At 59.2% G+C, this 15,512-nt stretch carries 17 protein-coding genes; 9 read left to right on the forward strand and 8 right to left on the reverse strand.

The genetic code is table 11. The features are described from left to right. The first annotated feature begins 74 nt into the window (after positions 1–74). The 5 genes from gatB to ASB65_RS12565 all read left to right on the forward strand — a co-directional run bounded on the left by gatB (position 75) and on the right by ASB65_RS12565 (position 3,833). On the forward strand, positions 75–1,580 hold the full coding sequence (gatB, locus tag ASB65_RS12545) for an Asp-tRNA(Asn)/Glu-tRNA(Gln) amidotransferase subunit GatB (RefSeq protein ID WP_060724117.1): 1,506 nt from the start codon (positions 75–77) through the stop codon (positions 1,578–1,580). Positions 1,581–1,790: 210 nt separating this feature from the next. Further along, complete coding sequence (locus ASB65_RS12550; protein ID WP_003502479.1) at positions 1,791–2,288, forward strand: GNAT family N-acetyltransferase; 498 nt, start codon at positions 1,791–1,793, stop codon at positions 2,286–2,288. Beyond that, complete coding sequence (locus tag ASB65_RS12555) at positions 2,285–2,758, forward strand: GNAT family N-acetyltransferase (protein WP_003502481.1); 474 nt, start codon at positions 2,285–2,287, stop codon at positions 2,756–2,758. The genes ASB65_RS12550 and ASB65_RS12555 overlap by 4 nt, the downstream gene beginning before the upstream one ends. Positions 2,759–2,867: 109 nt before the next feature. After that, entirely contained in the window at positions 2,868–3,266 is a 399-nt protein-coding gene (locus ASB65_RS12560) for an NADH:ubiquinone oxidoreductase subunit NDUFA12 (RefSeq protein ID WP_004441414.1), read from the forward strand. Between the two features lie 129 nt (positions 3,267–3,395). Then, positions 3,396–3,833, forward strand: coding sequence for a DUF2155 domain-containing protein (locus tag ASB65_RS12565; protein ID WP_026364075.1), 438 nt, complete (start codon positions 3,396–3,398; stop codon positions 3,831–3,833). An 18-nt stretch (positions 3,834–3,851) separates the two neighbouring features. Here the strand turns inward: ASB65_RS12565 and ASB65_RS12570 are convergent, their stop codons facing one another. The 6 genes from ASB65_RS12570 to ASB65_RS12595 form a co-directional block, all read right to left on the reverse strand. Further along, on the reverse strand, positions 3,852–4,295 hold the full coding sequence (locus ASB65_RS12570) for a hypothetical protein (protein WP_060724118.1): 444 nt from the start codon (positions 4,293–4,295) through the stop codon (positions 3,852–3,854). 79 nt (positions 4,296–4,374) lie between these two features. Further along, on the reverse strand, positions 4,375–5,019 hold the full coding sequence (gene aat, locus ASB65_RS12575) for a leucyl/phenylalanyl-tRNA--protein transferase (protein WP_003502489.1): 645 nt from the start codon (positions 5,017–5,019) through the stop codon (positions 4,375–4,377). Positions 5,020–5,025: 6 nt separating this feature from the next. Next, complete coding sequence (accC, locus tag ASB65_RS12580) at positions 5,026–6,372, reverse strand: acetyl-CoA carboxylase biotin carboxylase subunit (protein WP_003502491.1); 1,347 nt, start codon at positions 6,370–6,372, stop codon at positions 5,026–5,028. Positions 6,373–6,384: 12 nt separating this feature from the next. Next, positions 6,385–6,873 carry an acetyl-CoA carboxylase biotin carboxyl carrier protein gene (gene accB, locus ASB65_RS12585; protein WP_003502493.1) on the reverse strand — a complete coding sequence of 163 codons (489 nt, stop codon included), beginning with the start codon at positions 6,871–6,873 and terminating at the stop codon, positions 6,385–6,387. 25 nt (positions 6,874–6,898) lie between these two features. Further along, positions 6,899–7,336 (reverse strand): type II 3-dehydroquinate dehydratase, encoded by a 438-nt coding sequence (gene aroQ, locus ASB65_RS12590; protein WP_003502495.1) that lies wholly within the window; start codon positions 7,334–7,336, stop codon positions 6,899–6,901. 125 nt (positions 7,337–7,461) lie between these two features. Then, the gene (locus ASB65_RS12595) at positions 7,462–8,229 is read right to left on the reverse strand and encodes a DsbA family protein (protein WP_003502496.1); all 768 of its coding nucleotides are present in this window, start codon (positions 8,227–8,229) and stop codon (positions 7,462–7,464) included. A gap of 173 nt (positions 8,230–8,402) precedes the next feature. Between ASB65_RS12595 and ASB65_RS12600 the strand changes: the two genes are divergently transcribed. Then, a complete protein-coding gene (locus tag ASB65_RS12600; RefSeq protein WP_060724201.1) occupies positions 8,403–9,560 on the forward strand; it encodes a pyridoxal phosphate-dependent aminotransferase in 1,158 nt (385 codons plus the stop codon). A 24-nt stretch (positions 9,561–9,584) separates the two neighbouring features. Here ASB65_RS12600 and ASB65_RS12605 read toward each other — a convergent pair whose 3' ends face one another. Next, the gene (locus tag ASB65_RS12605; protein WP_003502498.1) at positions 9,585–10,268 is read right to left on the reverse strand and encodes an ArsR/SmtB family transcription factor; all 684 of its coding nucleotides are present in this window, start codon (positions 10,266–10,268) and stop codon (positions 9,585–9,587) included. 74 nt (positions 10,269–10,342) lie between these two features. On the opposite strand from ASB65_RS12605, the gene ASB65_RS12610 reads away from it, so the two are divergent. The 3 genes from ASB65_RS12610 to ASB65_RS12620 all read left to right on the forward strand — a co-directional run bounded on the left by ASB65_RS12610 (position 10,343) and on the right by ASB65_RS12620 (position 11,854). After that, a complete protein-coding gene (locus ASB65_RS12610) occupies positions 10,343–10,669 on the forward strand; it encodes an NIPSNAP family protein (protein WP_003502499.1) in 327 nt (108 codons plus the stop codon). Beyond that, entirely contained in the window at positions 10,666–11,031 is a 366-nt protein-coding gene (locus ASB65_RS12615) for an antibiotic biosynthesis monooxygenase family protein (protein ID WP_060724119.1), read from the forward strand. The genes ASB65_RS12610 and ASB65_RS12615 overlap by 4 nt, the downstream gene beginning before the upstream one ends. Positions 11,032–11,149: 118 nt before the next feature. Next, positions 11,150–11,854: an SDR family oxidoreductase gene (locus tag ASB65_RS12620; RefSeq protein WP_003502501.1), complete on the forward strand. Its 705-nt coding sequence runs from the start codon at positions 11,150–11,152 to the stop codon at positions 11,852–11,854. 231 nt (positions 11,855–12,085) lie between these two features. Here the strand turns inward: ASB65_RS12620 and ASB65_RS12625 are convergent, their stop codons facing one another. Then, complete coding sequence (locus ASB65_RS12625; RefSeq protein WP_060724120.1) at positions 12,086–14,983, reverse strand: Rne/Rng family ribonuclease; 2,898 nt, start codon at positions 14,981–14,983, stop codon at positions 12,086–12,088. Positions 14,984–15,512 lie beyond the last annotated feature (529 nt).

A 15,512-nucleotide genomic window follows, 5' to 3' on the forward strand; every position in this document is an offset into this window, starting at 1 on the left:
GCAAGATGTCTTGCGCCCGCGCTCCATTTGTTCTACCCACCAAGGCCAAAGAACCCGTATATCGTGAGCTTCAGATGACCCTTGTAGACGTGCGCACCCCCGACCCGAAACGCTTCATTCCCGGCGCCACCGGCGATTGGGAAATCGTGATCGGCATGGAGGTGCATGCGCAGGTTCTCTCCAATTCCAAGCTGTTTTCCGGTGCATCGACCACCTTCGGCAATGCGCCAAACTCCAACGTGTCGCTGGTGGATGCCGCCATGCCCGGCATGTTGCCCGTCATCAACGAGGAATGCGTCAAGCAGGCGGTGCGTACCGGTTTCGGCCTGAAGGCGAAGATCAACAACCGTTCGATCTTCGACCGTAAGAACTACTTCTATCCGGACCTGCCGCAGGGCTACCAGATTTCGCAGTTCAAAGATCCGATCATCGGTGAGGGCACTATCACCATTTCGCTCGGTCCGGACCGTCAGGGCAATTTCGAGGATATCGAGATCGGCATCGAGCGTCTGCATCTGGAGCAGGACGCCGGCAAGTCCATGCACGACCAGCATCCGACCATGTCCTTCGTGGACCTGAACCGTTCGGGCGTGGCGCTGATGGAAATCGTTTCCAAGCCGGACATGCGCTCGTCGGATGAGGCCAAGGCCTATCTGACCAAGCTGCGCTCGATCGTGCGTTATCTCGGCACCTGCGACGGCAACATGGATGAAGGCTCGATGCGCGCCGACGTCAACGTTTCCGTGCGTCGCCCCGGCGAAGGTTTCGGCACGCGCTGCGAAATCAAGAACGTCAACTCCATCCGTTTCGTTGGTCAGGCCATCGAATATGAGGCGCGTCGCCAGGTCGCCATTCTGGAAGACGGCGGCTCCATCGATCAGGAAACCCGCCTGTTCGATCCAGGCAAGGGCGAGACACGTTCGATGCGCTCCAAGGAAGACGCGCATGATTACCGCTATTTCCCCGATCCGGACCTGCTGCCGCTGGAATTCGACGATGCTTTCGTCGAGGCGCTGAAGGTCGATCTGCCGGAGCTTCCCGACGACAAGAAGGCGCGCTTCGTGGCCGATCTTGGCCTGTCGGTCTATGACGCCTCGATCCTCGTTTCGGAGAAGGCGATCGCCGATTATTACGAGGCCGTCGCCGCCGGCCGCGATGCGAAGGCTGCCGCCAACTGGGTCATCAACGACCTGCTCGGCGCCCTCAATAAGTTCGGCAAGGATATCGAGACGACGCCGGTTTCGCCGGAACAGCTCGGCGGCATCATCGATCTCATCAAGTCTGAGACCATTTCCGGCAAGATCGCCAAGGACCTGTTCGAAATCGTCTGGAACGAGGGCGGCAACCCGGCGGAAATCGTCGAGGCGCGCGGCATGAAGCAGGTGACGGATACCGGCGCCATCGAAAAGGCCGTGGACGAGATTATCGCCGCCAACCCGGATCAGGTTGAAAAGGTCAAGGCGAAGCCGACGCTCGCCGGCTGGTTCGTCGGCCAGGTCATGAAGGCCACGGGCGGCAAGGCCAACCCGCAGGCGGTGCAGGCACTGGTGAAGGCCAAGCTCGGCATCGAGGAAGAGTAAGCGAAAGCTGCTTCCTGCCGGTAGGAGGCATCGAGGCACAAAGCTCTCCTTCGTCATCCTCGGCCTGTCCCGAGGATCTAGATACCCACAAGGCCAAACGTGCTCAGATCCTCGGGACAAGCCCGAGGATCACGTCGAGAGTGCGGGAGGCTCGACATATATCTGCCGGGATCAACGCCCGGCTTTTCTGTTTCAAGACGGAGCCCAAACATGTTTTTCATCCGCACGGCAAGTCTGCGGGACATCGAGCCGGTCCGCACCTTGCTCGCCACGACATGGCACGCGACCTATGATGCGATCTATGGCGTCGACAAGGTGAACCAGCTGATCCTCGCATGGCATTCGCCGCAGGCCATGAAGGACCGTATCGAGAAAAAGGGCGGCGAGTTTCTGGTGGCTGATGACGGCAAGCGGATTGGCGGCATGGCCTATGGCTCCATGTCCTCCAAGATGGCGAAGACGGCCCTGCTGCACCAGCTTTACGTCGCGCCCGACCTTCAGCGTCAGGGCGTCGGCCGTGATCTCTTCGCGGAACTGGAAACCTGCTTTCCGGATGCGGAAATCATGCGGCTTGAAGTCGAGCCTAAAAATACTGTCGCAATCGCCTTTTATGAAGGCGTCGGATTTGTCGAGGTAGACCGAATCGAGCGCATGGCGGGCATCGAGGGTCTGCCCGGCATCGTTATGGAAAAGAGCCTGACCCGATGAATGCGACATTGCAGAATCTCATTATCCGCATGGCGCGCGAGGACGACCTTCCCGCCCTTGCCGCCATTTTTGCCGCAGACGAGATTGGCGGCCATGGCGATACGGCCGAAGAATCGGCGCAGCCGGATTATCTTGCAGCCTTCCGCGCCATTGAGGCATCGCCGAGCGAAACGCTCTATGTGGCGGAACTGGATGGCGAGGTCGTCGGCACCTTCCAGACGGCGATCCTGACCAAGCTCGTCGGGCGAGGGGCAAAGTCCATGGTGATCGAGGCGGTGCAGACGCGCGCCGACATGCGCGGTCGCGGTATCGGCGCGGTGATGATCAATCATTGCCTGGAAGAAGCCCGCCGTCAGGGCCTCAACGCCGCGCAACTGACGTCCAACATGGCCCGGCTGGACGCGCACCGCTTCTACGAGCGGCTGGGTTTCGAGAAGCGGCATTTGGGCTTCAGGATGAAGCTGAAATAGCACGGATATATCTTGAAATGCTGGACAATTGCTGTGAGGGGCGGCATAAGCATGTCTTGTGCCGTGCACGGAAAATCGCTGCGGCGCATTCAAGCCCGAGGAACGCATAATGAAGACTCTCCTGACGCAAATCTTCACCTGGTGGAATGGCCAGACGATCGGAACGCGGTTTCACACCTGGCGTTTCGGCAAGAAGGTCGGGCAGGACGAGTTGGGCAACACCTATTACGAAGGCGGCACCACCTCCTGGGGCATGCCGCGCCGGTGGGTGATCTATAATGGTTATGCCGAAGCTTCCGCCATTCCGCCCGGCTGGCATGGCTGGATGCATTACCGCACCGACGTGCCGCCAAGCCAGGAAAGCTACGTTGCGCGCGAATGGCAGAAGCCGCACCAGCCGAATCTGACCGGTTCGTCAAAAGCCTATCGCCCGCAGGGATCGCTGGCGGTGGCAGGCGAGCGCCCGCGTGTGACCGGCGACTACGACGCCTGGACCCCTGGCAACTAAGCTTTTGTGATGCGCGGTGTTGTGCAAAACACCGCGCTTGCATCTGGCCTCACCGGTTTTTGCCACATTCCGCCCTTAGGCGTTGATCCGGTCGGCATCGCGACACAGGCAAATTTTGGAGACCACTATATGAGGAAAATCACGCGGGATCGTTCTTTGCGTGCGCTGACAGTGTCGCTGTTTGCGGCGGTCTCTGCTGTTCTCCTCGTGTCACCTGTCTCCGCCGCCCGTCTGGAGAACCGCGTCGCCGTGTTTTCCGGCATCGACAAGATCACCGGCCGCATCACTTCCTTTGATGTCTATATCGATGAGACTGTGCAGTTCGGCGCGCTTCAGGTGACGCCGAAGGTCTGTTATTCCCGCGACCAGACGGAAACCCAGAAGATCGACGCTTTTATCGAGGTCGATGAGATCACGCTTGATCGCAAGATCAAGCGGATTTTCACGGGCTGGATGTTCGCCGACAGCCCCGGTCTCAATGCCGTGGAACACCCGATCTACGACGTGTGGCTGACAGGCTGCAAGCAGGACTCGGAAGTTCCTGCTCCCTCTACGGCAAGCAAGTAATTTAACCGACGACCGTGCCTATTTCTGGCGTCTGAGCTTCTCCGCCAAATCGGCCAGGGCTTTGCTTTTGCTTTCCAATTGTTCGATCATTTCTTCCCGCGTCAGTTCGGGGTCAATCGCGATCGGCACGGTGAACTTATTTGGTCGATCGCCAGCGGGAGGTGAGGGGAATCTGATTTCAGAAAATGCCCTCTTCACGGCCGTTCGGGTTTGATAGGTGCTATCCCTTACGTTTTTGACTTGAACGGCCTGTATTTTCCCCGCCGGGTCAACGCGGAAAGTAACAAGGAGGACCTGCCGCTTGTTTGTCCGCACGACCTTGAATTCCGGGCGGCCGGTTGTGCCCGTCAAGGCTCGGGAAACTTCGTTTCGCCAGGCGGCCAGCGGGTTCGGGAGCTGTTCAGCAGCGGTGACATTCACCGCCAGCGTCAGCATCAATAACAAGGCCGCAATCCCGCGCATGACCAACCCCCGATGAATAAAATATCATGACCGGATAAGTCATGTTTTTGAGGGTTGCAAGCAAAATCTCAGGTTGTTTTCAGCGTGGATTTTCTTGCGCAGGCAAATTTTCGAAGGGCACATCCGGCCTATCGACAGCCGCTTCCAGTATCGTTGCATATTCCGACTTTGGAATATCGATTGCCCCGAATGTCTTTAAATGTTCGGTCGTAAATTGCGTGTCGAGCAGCGTAAATCCCTGCTGCCGCAAACGCTCCACCAGATGTACGAGGCATATCTTCGATGCATTGGTGCGGCGGGAAAACATGCTCTCGCCGAAGAAGGCGGCGCCAAGCGAGACGCCGTAAAGCCCGCCGACAAGCTCTTCGCCCTCCCATGCCTCGACACTGTGCGCATGGCCGATCTGGTGCAACTCGGTATAGAGCCGGCGGATGGTGGCGTTGATCCACGTGCTTGGTCTATCTGGCGCTTCCGCCGCGCATCCGGCCATGACAGCTTCGAAGGCAGTGTTGAAGCGTATCTCGAACGGCTTCCTGCGCATCGCCTTGGCGAGGCTTTTGGAAATATGGAAGGAGGTGAGGGGGATGATACCCCTAATCTCCGGCTCGACCCAGAAGAGCTCGGGATCGTCAGCCGAATCGGCCATGGGAAACAGGCCGGCGGAATAGGCGCGCAGCAGAATATCGACCGTTATGCCGTTGTTTCTACTGCGACGCCCAACCATGGCGTCTTAGTGAGACGCGTCACCGGCCAGGTATTTCTCCAGCCAGTGAATGTCGTAATCGCCCTTCAGAATATCCTCGTTTTCGAGGAGGTCCTGGAAAAGCGGCAGCGTGGTCTTGATGCCGTCGACGACGAACTCGTCCAGCGCCCGACGCAGACGGCGGATGCACTCGTCACGGTCGCGGCCGTGAACGATCAGCTTGCCGATCATGCTGTCGTAATAGGGCGGGATCTTGTAACCCTGATAGGCGCCCGAATCGACGCGCACGCCAAGACCGCCCGGCGTATGGAAATAGGTCAGCGTGCCCGGCGAGGGAACGAAGGTGCGCGGGTCTTCGGCGTTGATACGGCATTCGATGGCATGGCCATGGAATTCGATATCAGCCTGCGTGACCGACAGACCCTGGCCCGAAGCGACCCTGATCTGTTCCTGCACGAGATCCATACCGGTGATCGCTTCCGTGACCGGATGCTCCACCTGAAGACGGGTGTTCATTTCGATGAAATAGAACTCGCCGTTTTCATAAAGGAACTCGATGGTGCCTGCACCGCGATATTTCAGCTTGCGCATGGCGTCGGCGCAGATTTCGCCGATCTTCATGCGCTGTTCGACGGTCAAAGCCGGCGAATTGGCTTCTTCCAGCACCTTCTGGTGACGGCGCTGCAACGAGCAATCGCGTTCGCCAAGGTGAACGGCATTGCCTTCGCCATCGCCGAAAACCTGCACTTCGATATGGCGCGGCTTGCCGAGATATTTTTCCATGTAGACGGCGTCGTTGCCGAAGGCTGCTGCCGCTTCGGAACGGGCAGTCGCAACCGCCTCTTCCAGATCGGCCTCGGTCTTCGCCACCTTCATGCCGCGACCACCGCCGCCCGCCGTCGCCTTGATGAGGACTGGGAAGCCGATCGTGCGGGCAATTTCGAGCGCGTTTTCAGGCTTCACTTCGCCATCAGAGCCGGGAACGACGGGAATGCCGAGTTCCTGCGCCGTCTGCTTGGCGGTGATCTTGTCGCCCATGATGCGGATATGTTCGGCGGTCGGTCCGATGAAGGTGATGCCGTGTGCGTCGAGAATATCGGCGAACTTGGCATTTTCCGACAGGAAGCCGTAACCGGGGTGAACCGCGTCCGCACCTGTTATTTCGCAGGCCGCAACGATCTGGTGGATGTTGAGGTAGCTGTCACGCGAGGGCGGCGGGCCGATGCAAACGCTTTCGTCGGCAAGGCGCACATGCATGGCGTCTGCGTCGGCCGTGGAATGTACGGCTACCGTCGGAATGCCAAGCTCTTTCGCGGCGCGCAGGACGCGTAGCGCGATCTCGCCGCGGTTGGCTATGAGGATCTTCGAAACCATGCTGAACCGCCTTTATTCGATGACCACGAGGGCTTCGCCATACTCCACGGGCTGAGCGTCGTTGACGACGATTTCCACGACCTTGCCGGACTTGGGAGCCGGGATCTGGTTCATGGTCTTCATGGCTTCGACGATGAGAATGGTCTGGCCTTCCTTGACGGTCGCGCCCACTTCGATGAAGGGACGTGCGCCCGGGGCAGGCGAAAGATAGACCGTGCCGACCATCGGCGAGGACACGGTGTTGGCCGGGTTACGGGCCGGTGCTGCTGCCGCTGCGGGAGCAGCAGGTGCGGCCATTGCCGGCGCGGCGGCCGGGGCAGGTGCCGGCGCATAAGCGGCGGGCGCTGCAGCATAGACCGTGGCGGGAGCGGGAGCGGCGCGGGAGACGCGGATGCGCAGGTCTTCCTGCTCCACTTCGATTTCCGAAAGGTCGGTATCGTTGAGGATATTCGCGAGCTCGCGGATCAGTTCCTTGTCGATACCCTGTTTCTTTTCAGACATGACAAACCCTATTCTTTGTTTCTTTTTATGCCGTGATGTTTTTCAGCGCGTGAAGCGCCATGATATATCCATATGGTCCAAAACCGCAGACCATGCCCTTCGCCGCGGGTGATACCATCGATTTGTGACGGAACTCTTCCCGGGCGTGGATGTTGGAAATGTGCACTTCCACGACGGGCGTGGAAATCGCGCGAATGGCGTCATGCAACGCGATCGACGTGTGGCTGTAGGCGCCGGGATTGATGACGACGCCCGCCGCCCGCTCGCCCGCCTCCTGCAACCAGTCCACCAGCACGCCTTCGTGGTTGGACTGGCGGAATTCCACTGCGAAACCGAGATCGGCACCGGCCGCAAGACAATCATTCTCGATGTCCTTCAGCGTCTTGCCACCATAGATACCCGGTTCCCTTTTTCCCAGCATGTTGAGATTGGGGCCGTTGATGACGATGATGATGTTGCTCATTCACGTTTCCATAAGAAAATCAGCGACACCTATAGACTGCGCAGACGTCAAGGAAAAGCCCCCGCAAGCCGTAAACAGCCCGCTTGGCGGGCATCTCACAGGGAATGCAGTGGCTTTTTTAGCAATCAGGAGCAGGTGGCTTTTCCACAGCTGCGCATATTGGCGATTTTTTCCTTCAGCGGGTCGGCACCGACCGCGCCGAAAACCGCTTCGTCGCCGACGATATAGGACGGCGTTCCGGTGATGCCGAGGCTGGTTGCCAGCTTGTAAGTCTCCTGCACCTGCTCGTCATTGGGGTTTTCCGCCATCGATTTGCGGATGTCGGCTTCCTTGAGACCGAGCGAGGTCGCGACTTCCATGGCGCTGTCTTCATTCGCCCGTCCGCGGCCACCGAGCAGGGTGCGCTGGAACTCGGGGTACTTGGCCGGAGCAAGCAGTTTGACGGCGTTGGAAACGCGGTGCGCGGCGACCGATTCCGGTCCCAGAATCGGGAACTCCTTAAGGACGACGCGCACCTTCTTGTCGCCCTTCAGGATTTTATCCATGTCAGCCATGGCGCGTTTGCAATAACCGCAATTGTAATCGAAGAACTCGACCAGCGTGACGTCGCCATCCGGATTGCCGAGCGCCAGATCGAATTTCGATTCGAAGATGGCCTTCTTGTTGTCGGCGACGGCTTCCGCCGCCTTGGCGTTACGCGTCGCATATTGCTTGCGTTCAAGCGCATCCTGAACCTCGAGCATGATTTCCGGGTTCTCGATGAGATATTGCTTGATGAACTCGCCCATTTCCTTCTTCTGCTGCTCATCGAGCGCATGGGCGGGCAGGGAGGCGAATACCGTCGAAAGGGCCGTCACGCTGGCGAGAAGGGTGGAACGGAGAAAATGCGCCATATCGGTCCTCATTCTGTGCGGCCGAAGCCTCTTGAAATCTTATGAAGGCAATTACCTTACTTTAAGCCAAATGCCATACGGCAAAAATACTTGTCCGCATTATGATCGCATGATTGTGAAGATTGTGATTCTGCGGCAAGTCTCTGAAATACGGTTCAGGAAAGAGCATGCCCTTGATCACGATGTCGAAGCGGAGCGCAGTCGAACCCTTTCACGCCATGGATATTCTGGCGGAAGCGAACAGGCGCAGGCAGGCGGGACGCCCCGTCATTTCCATGGCGGTCGGCCAGCCCTCCCATCCCGCGCCGAAAGCGTCGCTCGAAGCCGCTGAGGCCGCGCTGAAACACGGGCGGATCGGTTATACCGATGCGCTCGGCCTGCGCGAATTGCGTGAGGCGATCGCCGGCCATTACCGGCTGCGCCACCAGGTCGCCATCGATCCGGGCCGCATCGCGGTGACCACCGGTTCGTCTGCGGCCTTCAATCTCGCTTTCCTCACCCTTTTCGATGCCGGTGACCATGTCGCCATCGCGAGGCCCGGCTATCCCGCCTATCGGAATATTCTCAAGGCGCTCGGCCTTAATGTCGTGGAAGTGCCGGTCACGGCCGAAACCGGTTATACGCTGACGCCGGCAAGCCTCGAACGCGCGGAAACAAGAGCCGGCTGCAAGCTGAAGGGCGTGCTTCTGGCAAGCCCGGCCAATCCGACTGGCACAGTCACCGGCCGCGAGGCGCTGAAGCGGCTGGCGAGCTATTGCGAAAGCCGCGACATGGCTTTCATTTCCGACGAAATCTATCACGGTCTGACCTTCGTCGGCGAAGAGACGAGCGCGCTCGAAATCACCGATAATGCCGTGATCATCAATTCCTTTTCCAAATATTATTGCATGACCGGCTGGCGCATTGGCTGGATGGTGCTGCCGGAGAATCTCGTCCGTCCGGTCGAGTGTCTGGCCCAGAGCCTCTATATTTCCCCGCCGGAACTTTCGCAGCTTGCGGCGACTGCAGCCTTTTCGGCGGCGGAGGAACTGGATGTCTACAGGGAAAGCTATCGCACCAACCGCGATTTCCTGATGGCGCGCCTGCCGGAAATCGGCCTGCCGCTGGCATCGCCCATGGATGGCGCTTTTTACGCCTATGTCGATACAAGCCGCTTCTCCAACGACAGCATGGATTTCGCCAAGCGCATGCTGGCGGAAATCGATGTGGCGGCGACGCCAGGCATGGATTTCGATCCCGAAGAAGGCCATCGCGCGCTGCGCATTTCCTATGCGGGTTCCGTGTCTGACATTGCCGAGGCCGTTGGACGTATTGCCGGCTGGCTGAAATAAGCCCGGATCATCCGCTCGGGGAGATCAGGCGGGTGTGCAGCTAAAGGTGCTGTTGAATGCCTTTTCACCCTTTGCGGTGAAGGTTAGCACCCGGCCGTTTCCGCGCCGCAGCCAGTCACGCTGCTGCATGGCTTCCAGAAGAGACGCACCAAGCCCGCCGCCGAGGTGATGGCGGCGTTCGCTCCAGTCAAGACAATGCAGGCAGACCGGGCGGCGCGCCTTTTCCAGTGGCGAAAGGTCGATGCCGAAGCTCGAGAAGAAGTCGCGTCCGCTATCCGTCAGGGCAGGATCATCACCTAACGTCACGAGCCCCTTCGCGGTAATAGCGGCAAGCAGCGCCACGCCGCTTTCTCCGGCCAGATGGTCGTAGCAGATGCGCGCTTCACGCAGAGCCTTGTCCTTCGGTCCGGTGCGGACGCGGATTGCCCCTGTGCGTTGGGCAAGGCCCATAAGCGCTTCCAGAACCTGTGCAACATCCTCGTCTGACAGACGGAAGTAACGATGCCGCCCCTGTTTTTCCGCCTTCAATAATTGTGCTTCTGAGAGTTTGGACAGGTGCCCGCTCGCGGTCTGCAGGGTTACACCAGCGGCTTCCGCAAGCTCGCTTGCGGTGAGCGCGCGCCCATCCATCAGCGCCGTCAGGATATTGGCGCGGGCAGGGTCGCCGATCAGGGCAGCGACGTTGGCGATGAGAGGTCCGTCTTTCATACTTCGATGATAACCGAAGCATTGATGCGAGGCAATAGCGTAAAAAGATGCGGCAGAACACAAGGAGAGTGACGATGCTGACCTGTTTCATCCGCTACGAGATCGACCCCTTCAAGGTCGATGCCTTCGAACAATATGCCCGCAACTGGGGTGAGGCGATCCCACGCTGCGGCGCCGATCTCATTGGTTATTACGCGCCGAAGGAGGGATCGAGCACGATCGCCTATGGTGTTTACAACATCGAAAACCTCGCCGCTTACGAAGCCTACAGGGCGCGTCTTGCCGCCGATCCGGCCGGGCGGGAAAATTATGAATTCGCCCGGCGCGAGCAGTTCATCCGCCGCGAGGACCGGCTGTTTCTCCGTCTCGCTTCCGCCCCGCATGCCGGAGGCGGGCAATGATCGCCGTCATCTTCGAGGTCTGGCCGGCCGACGGCGAAAAACAGCATTATCTCGATATCGCCGCCAGCCTGCGGGCCGGACTCGAAACCATTGATGGGTTCCTCTCCGTCGAACGGTTCCAGAGCATCAGCAATCCGGAAAAGATGCTGTCTTTGTCGTTTTTCCGGGATGAGGAGGCGGTGAAAGCATGGCGCAATACCCTGCCGCATCGCACCGCGCAGTCGCTGGGCCGGTCCGGTGTTTTTTCCGATTATCGCCTGCGCATCGCGCATGTGATACGCGACTACGGTTTGCAGGACAGGGAGGAGGCACCAGCCGACAGCCGGGTAGCACATCCGGCAGAGGGGAGTGTGTCAGGCTGACATTTCCAGCATCAGTTTTTCTGCACGCCGCTCCAAGCCTTTCTGGTTCGAACTCGTCGTTGAAACCCGTTATAGATGGGGCAGTTTATGGATGCAGGCCTGGAAATGGAGAAAAACGATGTCGGCAGAAAAAGTGGCGATTGTAACGGCGGGTGGCAGCGGCATGGGCGCAGCTGTGGCGAAACGGCTGGCCGCGGACGGTTACAAACTGGCGATCCTGTCATCCTCCGGCAAGGGAGAGGCGCTGGCAAAGGAACTGGGCGGTATCGGGGTCACCGGTTCCAACCAGTCCAATGACGATCTCCAGCGGCTGGCGGACAGGACACTCGAAACATTCGGCCGCATCGACGTGCTGGTGAACAGCGCCGGGCATGGCCCGCGCGCCTCCATTCTCGACATTACCGACGAGCAATGGCACACGGGCCTCGATGTCTATCTGATGAACGTCATCCGCCCGACGCGTATCATCGCGCCCGTCATGGTGAAGCAAAAGGCGGGCGCGATCGTCAATATCTCGACGGCCTGGGCTTTTGAACCGAGCAGCATGTTTCCGACATCCGCCGTGTTCCGCGCCGGCCTTGCCTCCTACACCAAGATATTTGCCGATACTTACGCTGCCGACAACGTGCGTATGAACAATGTGCTACCCGGCTGGATTGACAGTCTGCCGGCCACGGAAGAACGCCGAGAGGCCGTGCCGATGCAGCGTTACGGCAAGAGCGAGGAAATCGCCGCCACCGTAGCATTCCTCGCGTCGGAAGGGGCGGGGTATATTACCGGCCAGAATATCCGGGTTGATGGTGGCCTGACGCGGTCTGTTTGACGGGCTGGCCTTCCCAACCCTCATCCCTGTGCTTGTCACAGGGATCCAGCCAGCCCAAGTCCTTGGGCTGAAAGGACTCTCCCGCCACGCGTACGCGCGTCGACTGGATTCCTGTGACAAGCACAGGAATGAGGAAATCTCAGCGGCTCAAGAAAACGCCCGTTCTTTGCATCGACAAAACAAAACGCCCGCAACGATGTTGCGGGCGTTTTTCATTCAGTCTTTCTTCTCTCAGAAGAAGCCTTTGCGCTGCCACCAGCCGCCCTTGCGCGGCTTCGGCTCGTCGCCATCGGGGTTCGGCGAAGACGAGGTTACCACCGGCTCCGAACTGGAGACATTGCTGCCCCGGTTGGCGCGGACTTTTTCTTCCGTGGCCGGTGCTTCCGCTTCCGGAGCCAGATCGGCCGAAGCCTCACCAGCTTCTTCAACCGCGACCTCGGCGACTGTTTCCTCGACGATCACCGGCTCCACCGTTTCAACGGCTTCAGCTTTCGGCGCTTCCTCGGTTTCAGTCTTGACCTTCGCCTTGCGGGTGCGGCGTGGCTTCTTCGGCACTTCCTCTTCCGCAACCTCGGCAACCACACCTTCCACCGCGGCGGCGGCGGTCGGTTCTTCGGTTACAGATGCTTCAACGGAAACCTCTTCGCTTTCGCTCTCACCTTCAGCTTCCGAGCCGGCAGCATCAAGAGCTTCGTCTTCCGCACGGTTGCGGCGTCCACCGCGCTTGCCGCGACGGCGGCGCTTGCGCTTGCCATCCTCTTCGGAACCTACTGCGTCCGCTGCACCGTTTTCGTTTTCAGCATCGGCCTCATCGGTTTCGATTCCATCGTCGTCACCTTCGGCATCATCGCCTTCCGCATCGCCGGACTGGGCGTCGAGCGCACCGTTCTGGTCGCCCTGGCCACCCTTGCCGCGACGGCGACGACGACGCTTGCGCTTGCGCTTGCCTTCTTCACTATTGTCGCCCTGTGGCTGCTGCTGGCGTGGCTCGGAGGTCTGCGCCTTGACGATTTCTTCCTCGTCTTCGTCCTCTTCCACCTCGGCGACGAAATCGTCTTCCTCTTCCACGAAGCTCGGCAGCATCTGGATGAGGCTTTCGATCTTCACCGGATTTTCGACGGCTTCACCACGGTCGATGGCGAAATGCTGCGCGCCGACGCCGGCGTCAGCAGCGATGATGATAGACACGCCGAAGCGGCCTTCATAATCGACGATCGTGCCGCGCTTGTGGTTGAGCAGGTAAAGCGCCGTTTCCGGCGTGCAGCGCACCGTGATGTTATGCGTGGTGTTACGCAGCAGATATTCCTCGACGCCGCGCAGAACATGCAGGGCGATGGAGGATTCCGAGCGGACATGACCCGTGCCGCCGCAATGCTGGCAGACCTGCGTGGTCGATTCCAGCACCGAAGCGCGGATGCGCTGGCGCGACATTTCCAGAAGGCCGAAATGCGAGATGCGGCCGACCTGGATGCGGGCGCGGTCGTTCTTCAGGCAATCCTTGAGCTTCTTCTCGACGGAGCGGTTGTTGCGCTTTTCTTCCATGTCGATGAAGTCGATGACGACAAGACCGGCAAGGTCGCGCAGGCGCAGCTGGCGCGCCACTTCTTCCGCAGCCTCGAGGTTCGTCGTCAGCGCGGTTTCCTCGATGGAATGCTCGCGCGTCGAACGGCCGGAGTTGACGTCGATGGAAACAAGCGCTTCCGTCTGGTTGATGATGAGGTAACCGCCGGACTTCAGCGTGACCTGCGGCTGCAGCATCCGGTCGAGCTGGGCTTCGATACCGGAGCGCGAGAAGATCGGATGAATGTCGCGGTAAGGCTGAACCACCTTGGCGTGGCTCGGCATCAGCATCTTCATGAAGTCTTTGGCTTCACGGTAGCCTTCTTCGCCCGAAACGATGATCTCGCCTATATCCTTGTTGTAAAGGTCGCGGATCGAACGCTTGATGAGCGAGCCTTCCTCATAAACGAGGCAGGGGGCCGTGGAGTTCAGCGTCAGCGTGCGGACGTTTTCCCACAGGCGCATCAGATATTCGAAGTCGCGCTTGATTTCGACGCGGGTGCGGTTGGCGCCTGCGGTACGCAGAATGACGCCCATGCCCTGCGGAACCTCCAGATCGCGCGCGATTTCCTTCAGGCGCTTGCGGTCGGTCGGCTGGGTGATCTTGCGGGAAATACCACCGCCGCGTGCCGTGTTCGGCATCAGCACGGAATAGCGGCCGGCAAGCGACAGGTAGGTGGTGAGTGCAGCACCCTTGTTGCCGCGTTCTTCCTTGGCCACCTGCACCAGAAGAATCTGGCGACGCTTGATGACTTCCTGAATGCGATACTGCTTGCGCGGCTTGCGGGCGACGCGATCCGGAACTTCTTCCATGGCGTCTTCGGCGCCGACGGATTCGATCACTTCCTTTTCGTGATGATCGTCATCATCGTCGTCATCATCGTCATTGCCACGACGAAGACCCTCGACTTCTTCGGAAATCGTGTCCGTATCGACCATGGCGGCCATTTCGCCACCGGTGCTGCCGTCGTCTTCGGAAGAAGCTTCGGCGGCCTCGGCTGCTGCGGCTTCTTCTTCGGCGGTCTTCTTCTTCGCGCGGGGGCGGCGGGGGCGCTTCTTCGGCTTTTCTTCCTCGGCGGGCGCTTCCACGGCTACGGCCTCGACGGTGGTTTCCTCGGAAACCTCTTCAGCGACGGACGCAGTCTCTTCCACGACGACCGTTTCAGTGGTTTCGCTGGCGGAAACAATGCCGACATCCGGCTGATCCACCTGCGAAAGGTCGATCATGGGGGCGCCGGGCTCGGGTGCATCAGCGGATTCGAAGTCGTCGCTGCGGCGATGATCCTCGGCTTCTGCCTTCAGGAGAGCCTGACGGTCGGCAAGCGGGATCTGGTAATAATCCGGATGGATTTCCGCGAAAGCGAGAAAGCCGTGACGGTTTCCACCGTAATCGACGAAGGCCGCCTGAAGGGAGGGCTCAACGCGAGTGACCTTGGCAAGATAGATATTGCCGCGGATCTGTTTTTTGTGCTCCGATTCGAAATCGAATTCTTCGATCCGGTTCCCACGGACAACGACTACGCGTGTCTCCTCTTCGTGGGAGGCGTCGATAAGCATTTTGTCTGCCATGTAAGCTGTGCTCCTCGGCGCAGCCTTGTTTTATACGAGAACAGGCCCGCCACACGGACGAGCCTTTCATATGAGTGCAAGGATGTGCCGGAAATGAAGTCTCCAGCCGGGCCTCTGTAAACTGGCAGCATCCGGACCGACGGCGAGGCATTTGGCCTGCTCCTGGTATCCGGTTCATGTGAAAACTGCTGCGACATCATTGGCCAGGCGGAACGACAATAATATATAGACCCCTTGGGGTCCGATGAATTTGCTCTCCTCAGAGCAGCGGTGGCAGCGCCACCGGGTAGGTCTCCGGCCACGGCCGGAATTGATCCAGTTTCAGGATAAATGTAACGACGGCAGATGATTGCCCGTTTTGCAGCGCCAGCGTCTTTTCCGATTGGCAGCCGGCGGGCATCTATCCCGTCAACACTTTTAACCCTCATCCGTGTTGTATGTTTTCTCTGTCATAATAGCAATAGGCTGGCTAAATATGCCATATTATTGGTGGAATTTCCGGGTTAACAATTGGTTCACCAAGGCCTGC

This window comes from Agrobacterium tumefaciens str. B6 (genome assembly GCF_001541315.1).
Lineage (GTDB): Bacteria > Pseudomonadota > Alphaproteobacteria > Rhizobiales > Rhizobiaceae > Agrobacterium > Agrobacterium radiobacter.

What these genes read in the sequence shown, in the direction of transcription:
- ASB65_RS12565 (WP_026364075.1), top strand. Translation starts at nt 3,396, where the DNA reads ATGAGGAAAATCACGCGGGATCGTTCTTTGCGTGCGCTGACAGTGTCG.
- aroQ (WP_003502495.1), bottom strand. Translation starts at nt 7,336, where the DNA reads ATGAGCAACATCATCATCGTCATCAACGGCCCCAATCTCAACATGCTG.
- ASB65_RS12570 (WP_060724118.1), bottom strand. Translation starts at nt 4,295, where the DNA reads ATGCGCGGGATTGCGGCCTTGTTATTGATGCTGACGCTGGCGGTGAAT.
- ASB65_RS12555 (WP_003502481.1), top strand. Translation starts at nt 2,285, where the DNA reads ATGAATGCGACATTGCAGAATCTCATTATCCGCATGGCGCGCGAGGAC.
- ASB65_RS12595 (WP_003502496.1), bottom strand. Translation starts at nt 8,229, where the DNA reads ATGGCGCATTTTCTCCGTTCCACCCTTCTCGCCAGCGTGACGGCCCTT.
- accC (WP_003502491.1), bottom strand. Translation starts at nt 6,372, where the DNA reads ATGGTTTCGAAGATCCTCATAGCCAACCGCGGCGAGATCGCGCTACGC.
- ASB65_RS12610 (WP_003502499.1), top strand. Translation starts at nt 10,343, where the DNA reads ATGCTGACCTGTTTCATCCGCTACGAGATCGACCCCTTCAAGGTCGAT.
- ASB65_RS12560 (WP_004441414.1), top strand. Translation starts at nt 2,868, where the DNA reads ATGAAGACTCTCCTGACGCAAATCTTCACCTGGTGGAATGGCCAGACG.
- ASB65_RS12605 (WP_003502498.1), bottom strand. Translation starts at nt 10,268, where the DNA reads ATGAAAGACGGACCTCTCATCGCCAACGTCGCTGCCCTGATCGGCGAC.
- ASB65_RS12620 (WP_003502501.1), top strand. Translation starts at nt 11,150, where the DNA reads ATGTCGGCAGAAAAAGTGGCGATTGTAACGGCGGGTGGCAGCGGCATG.
- ASB65_RS12625 (WP_060724120.1), bottom strand. Translation starts at nt 14,983, where the DNA reads ATGGCAGACAAAATGCTTATCGACGCCTCCCACGAAGAGGAGACACGC.
- accB (WP_003502493.1), bottom strand. Translation starts at nt 6,873, where the DNA reads ATGTCTGAAAAGAAACAGGGTATCGACAAGGAACTGATCCGCGAGCTC.
- ASB65_RS12615 (WP_060724119.1), top strand. Translation starts at nt 10,666, where the DNA reads ATGATCGCCGTCATCTTCGAGGTCTGGCCGGCCGACGGCGAAAAACAG.
- aat (WP_003502489.1), bottom strand. Translation starts at nt 5,019, where the DNA reads ATGGTTGGGCGTCGCAGTAGAAACAACGGCATAACGGTCGATATTCTG.
- gatB (WP_060724117.1), top strand. Translation starts at nt 75, where the DNA reads ATGACCCTTGTAGACGTGCGCACCCCCGACCCGAAACGCTTCATTCCC.
- ASB65_RS12550 (WP_003502479.1), top strand. Translation starts at nt 1,791, where the DNA reads ATGTTTTTCATCCGCACGGCAAGTCTGCGGGACATCGAGCCGGTCCGC.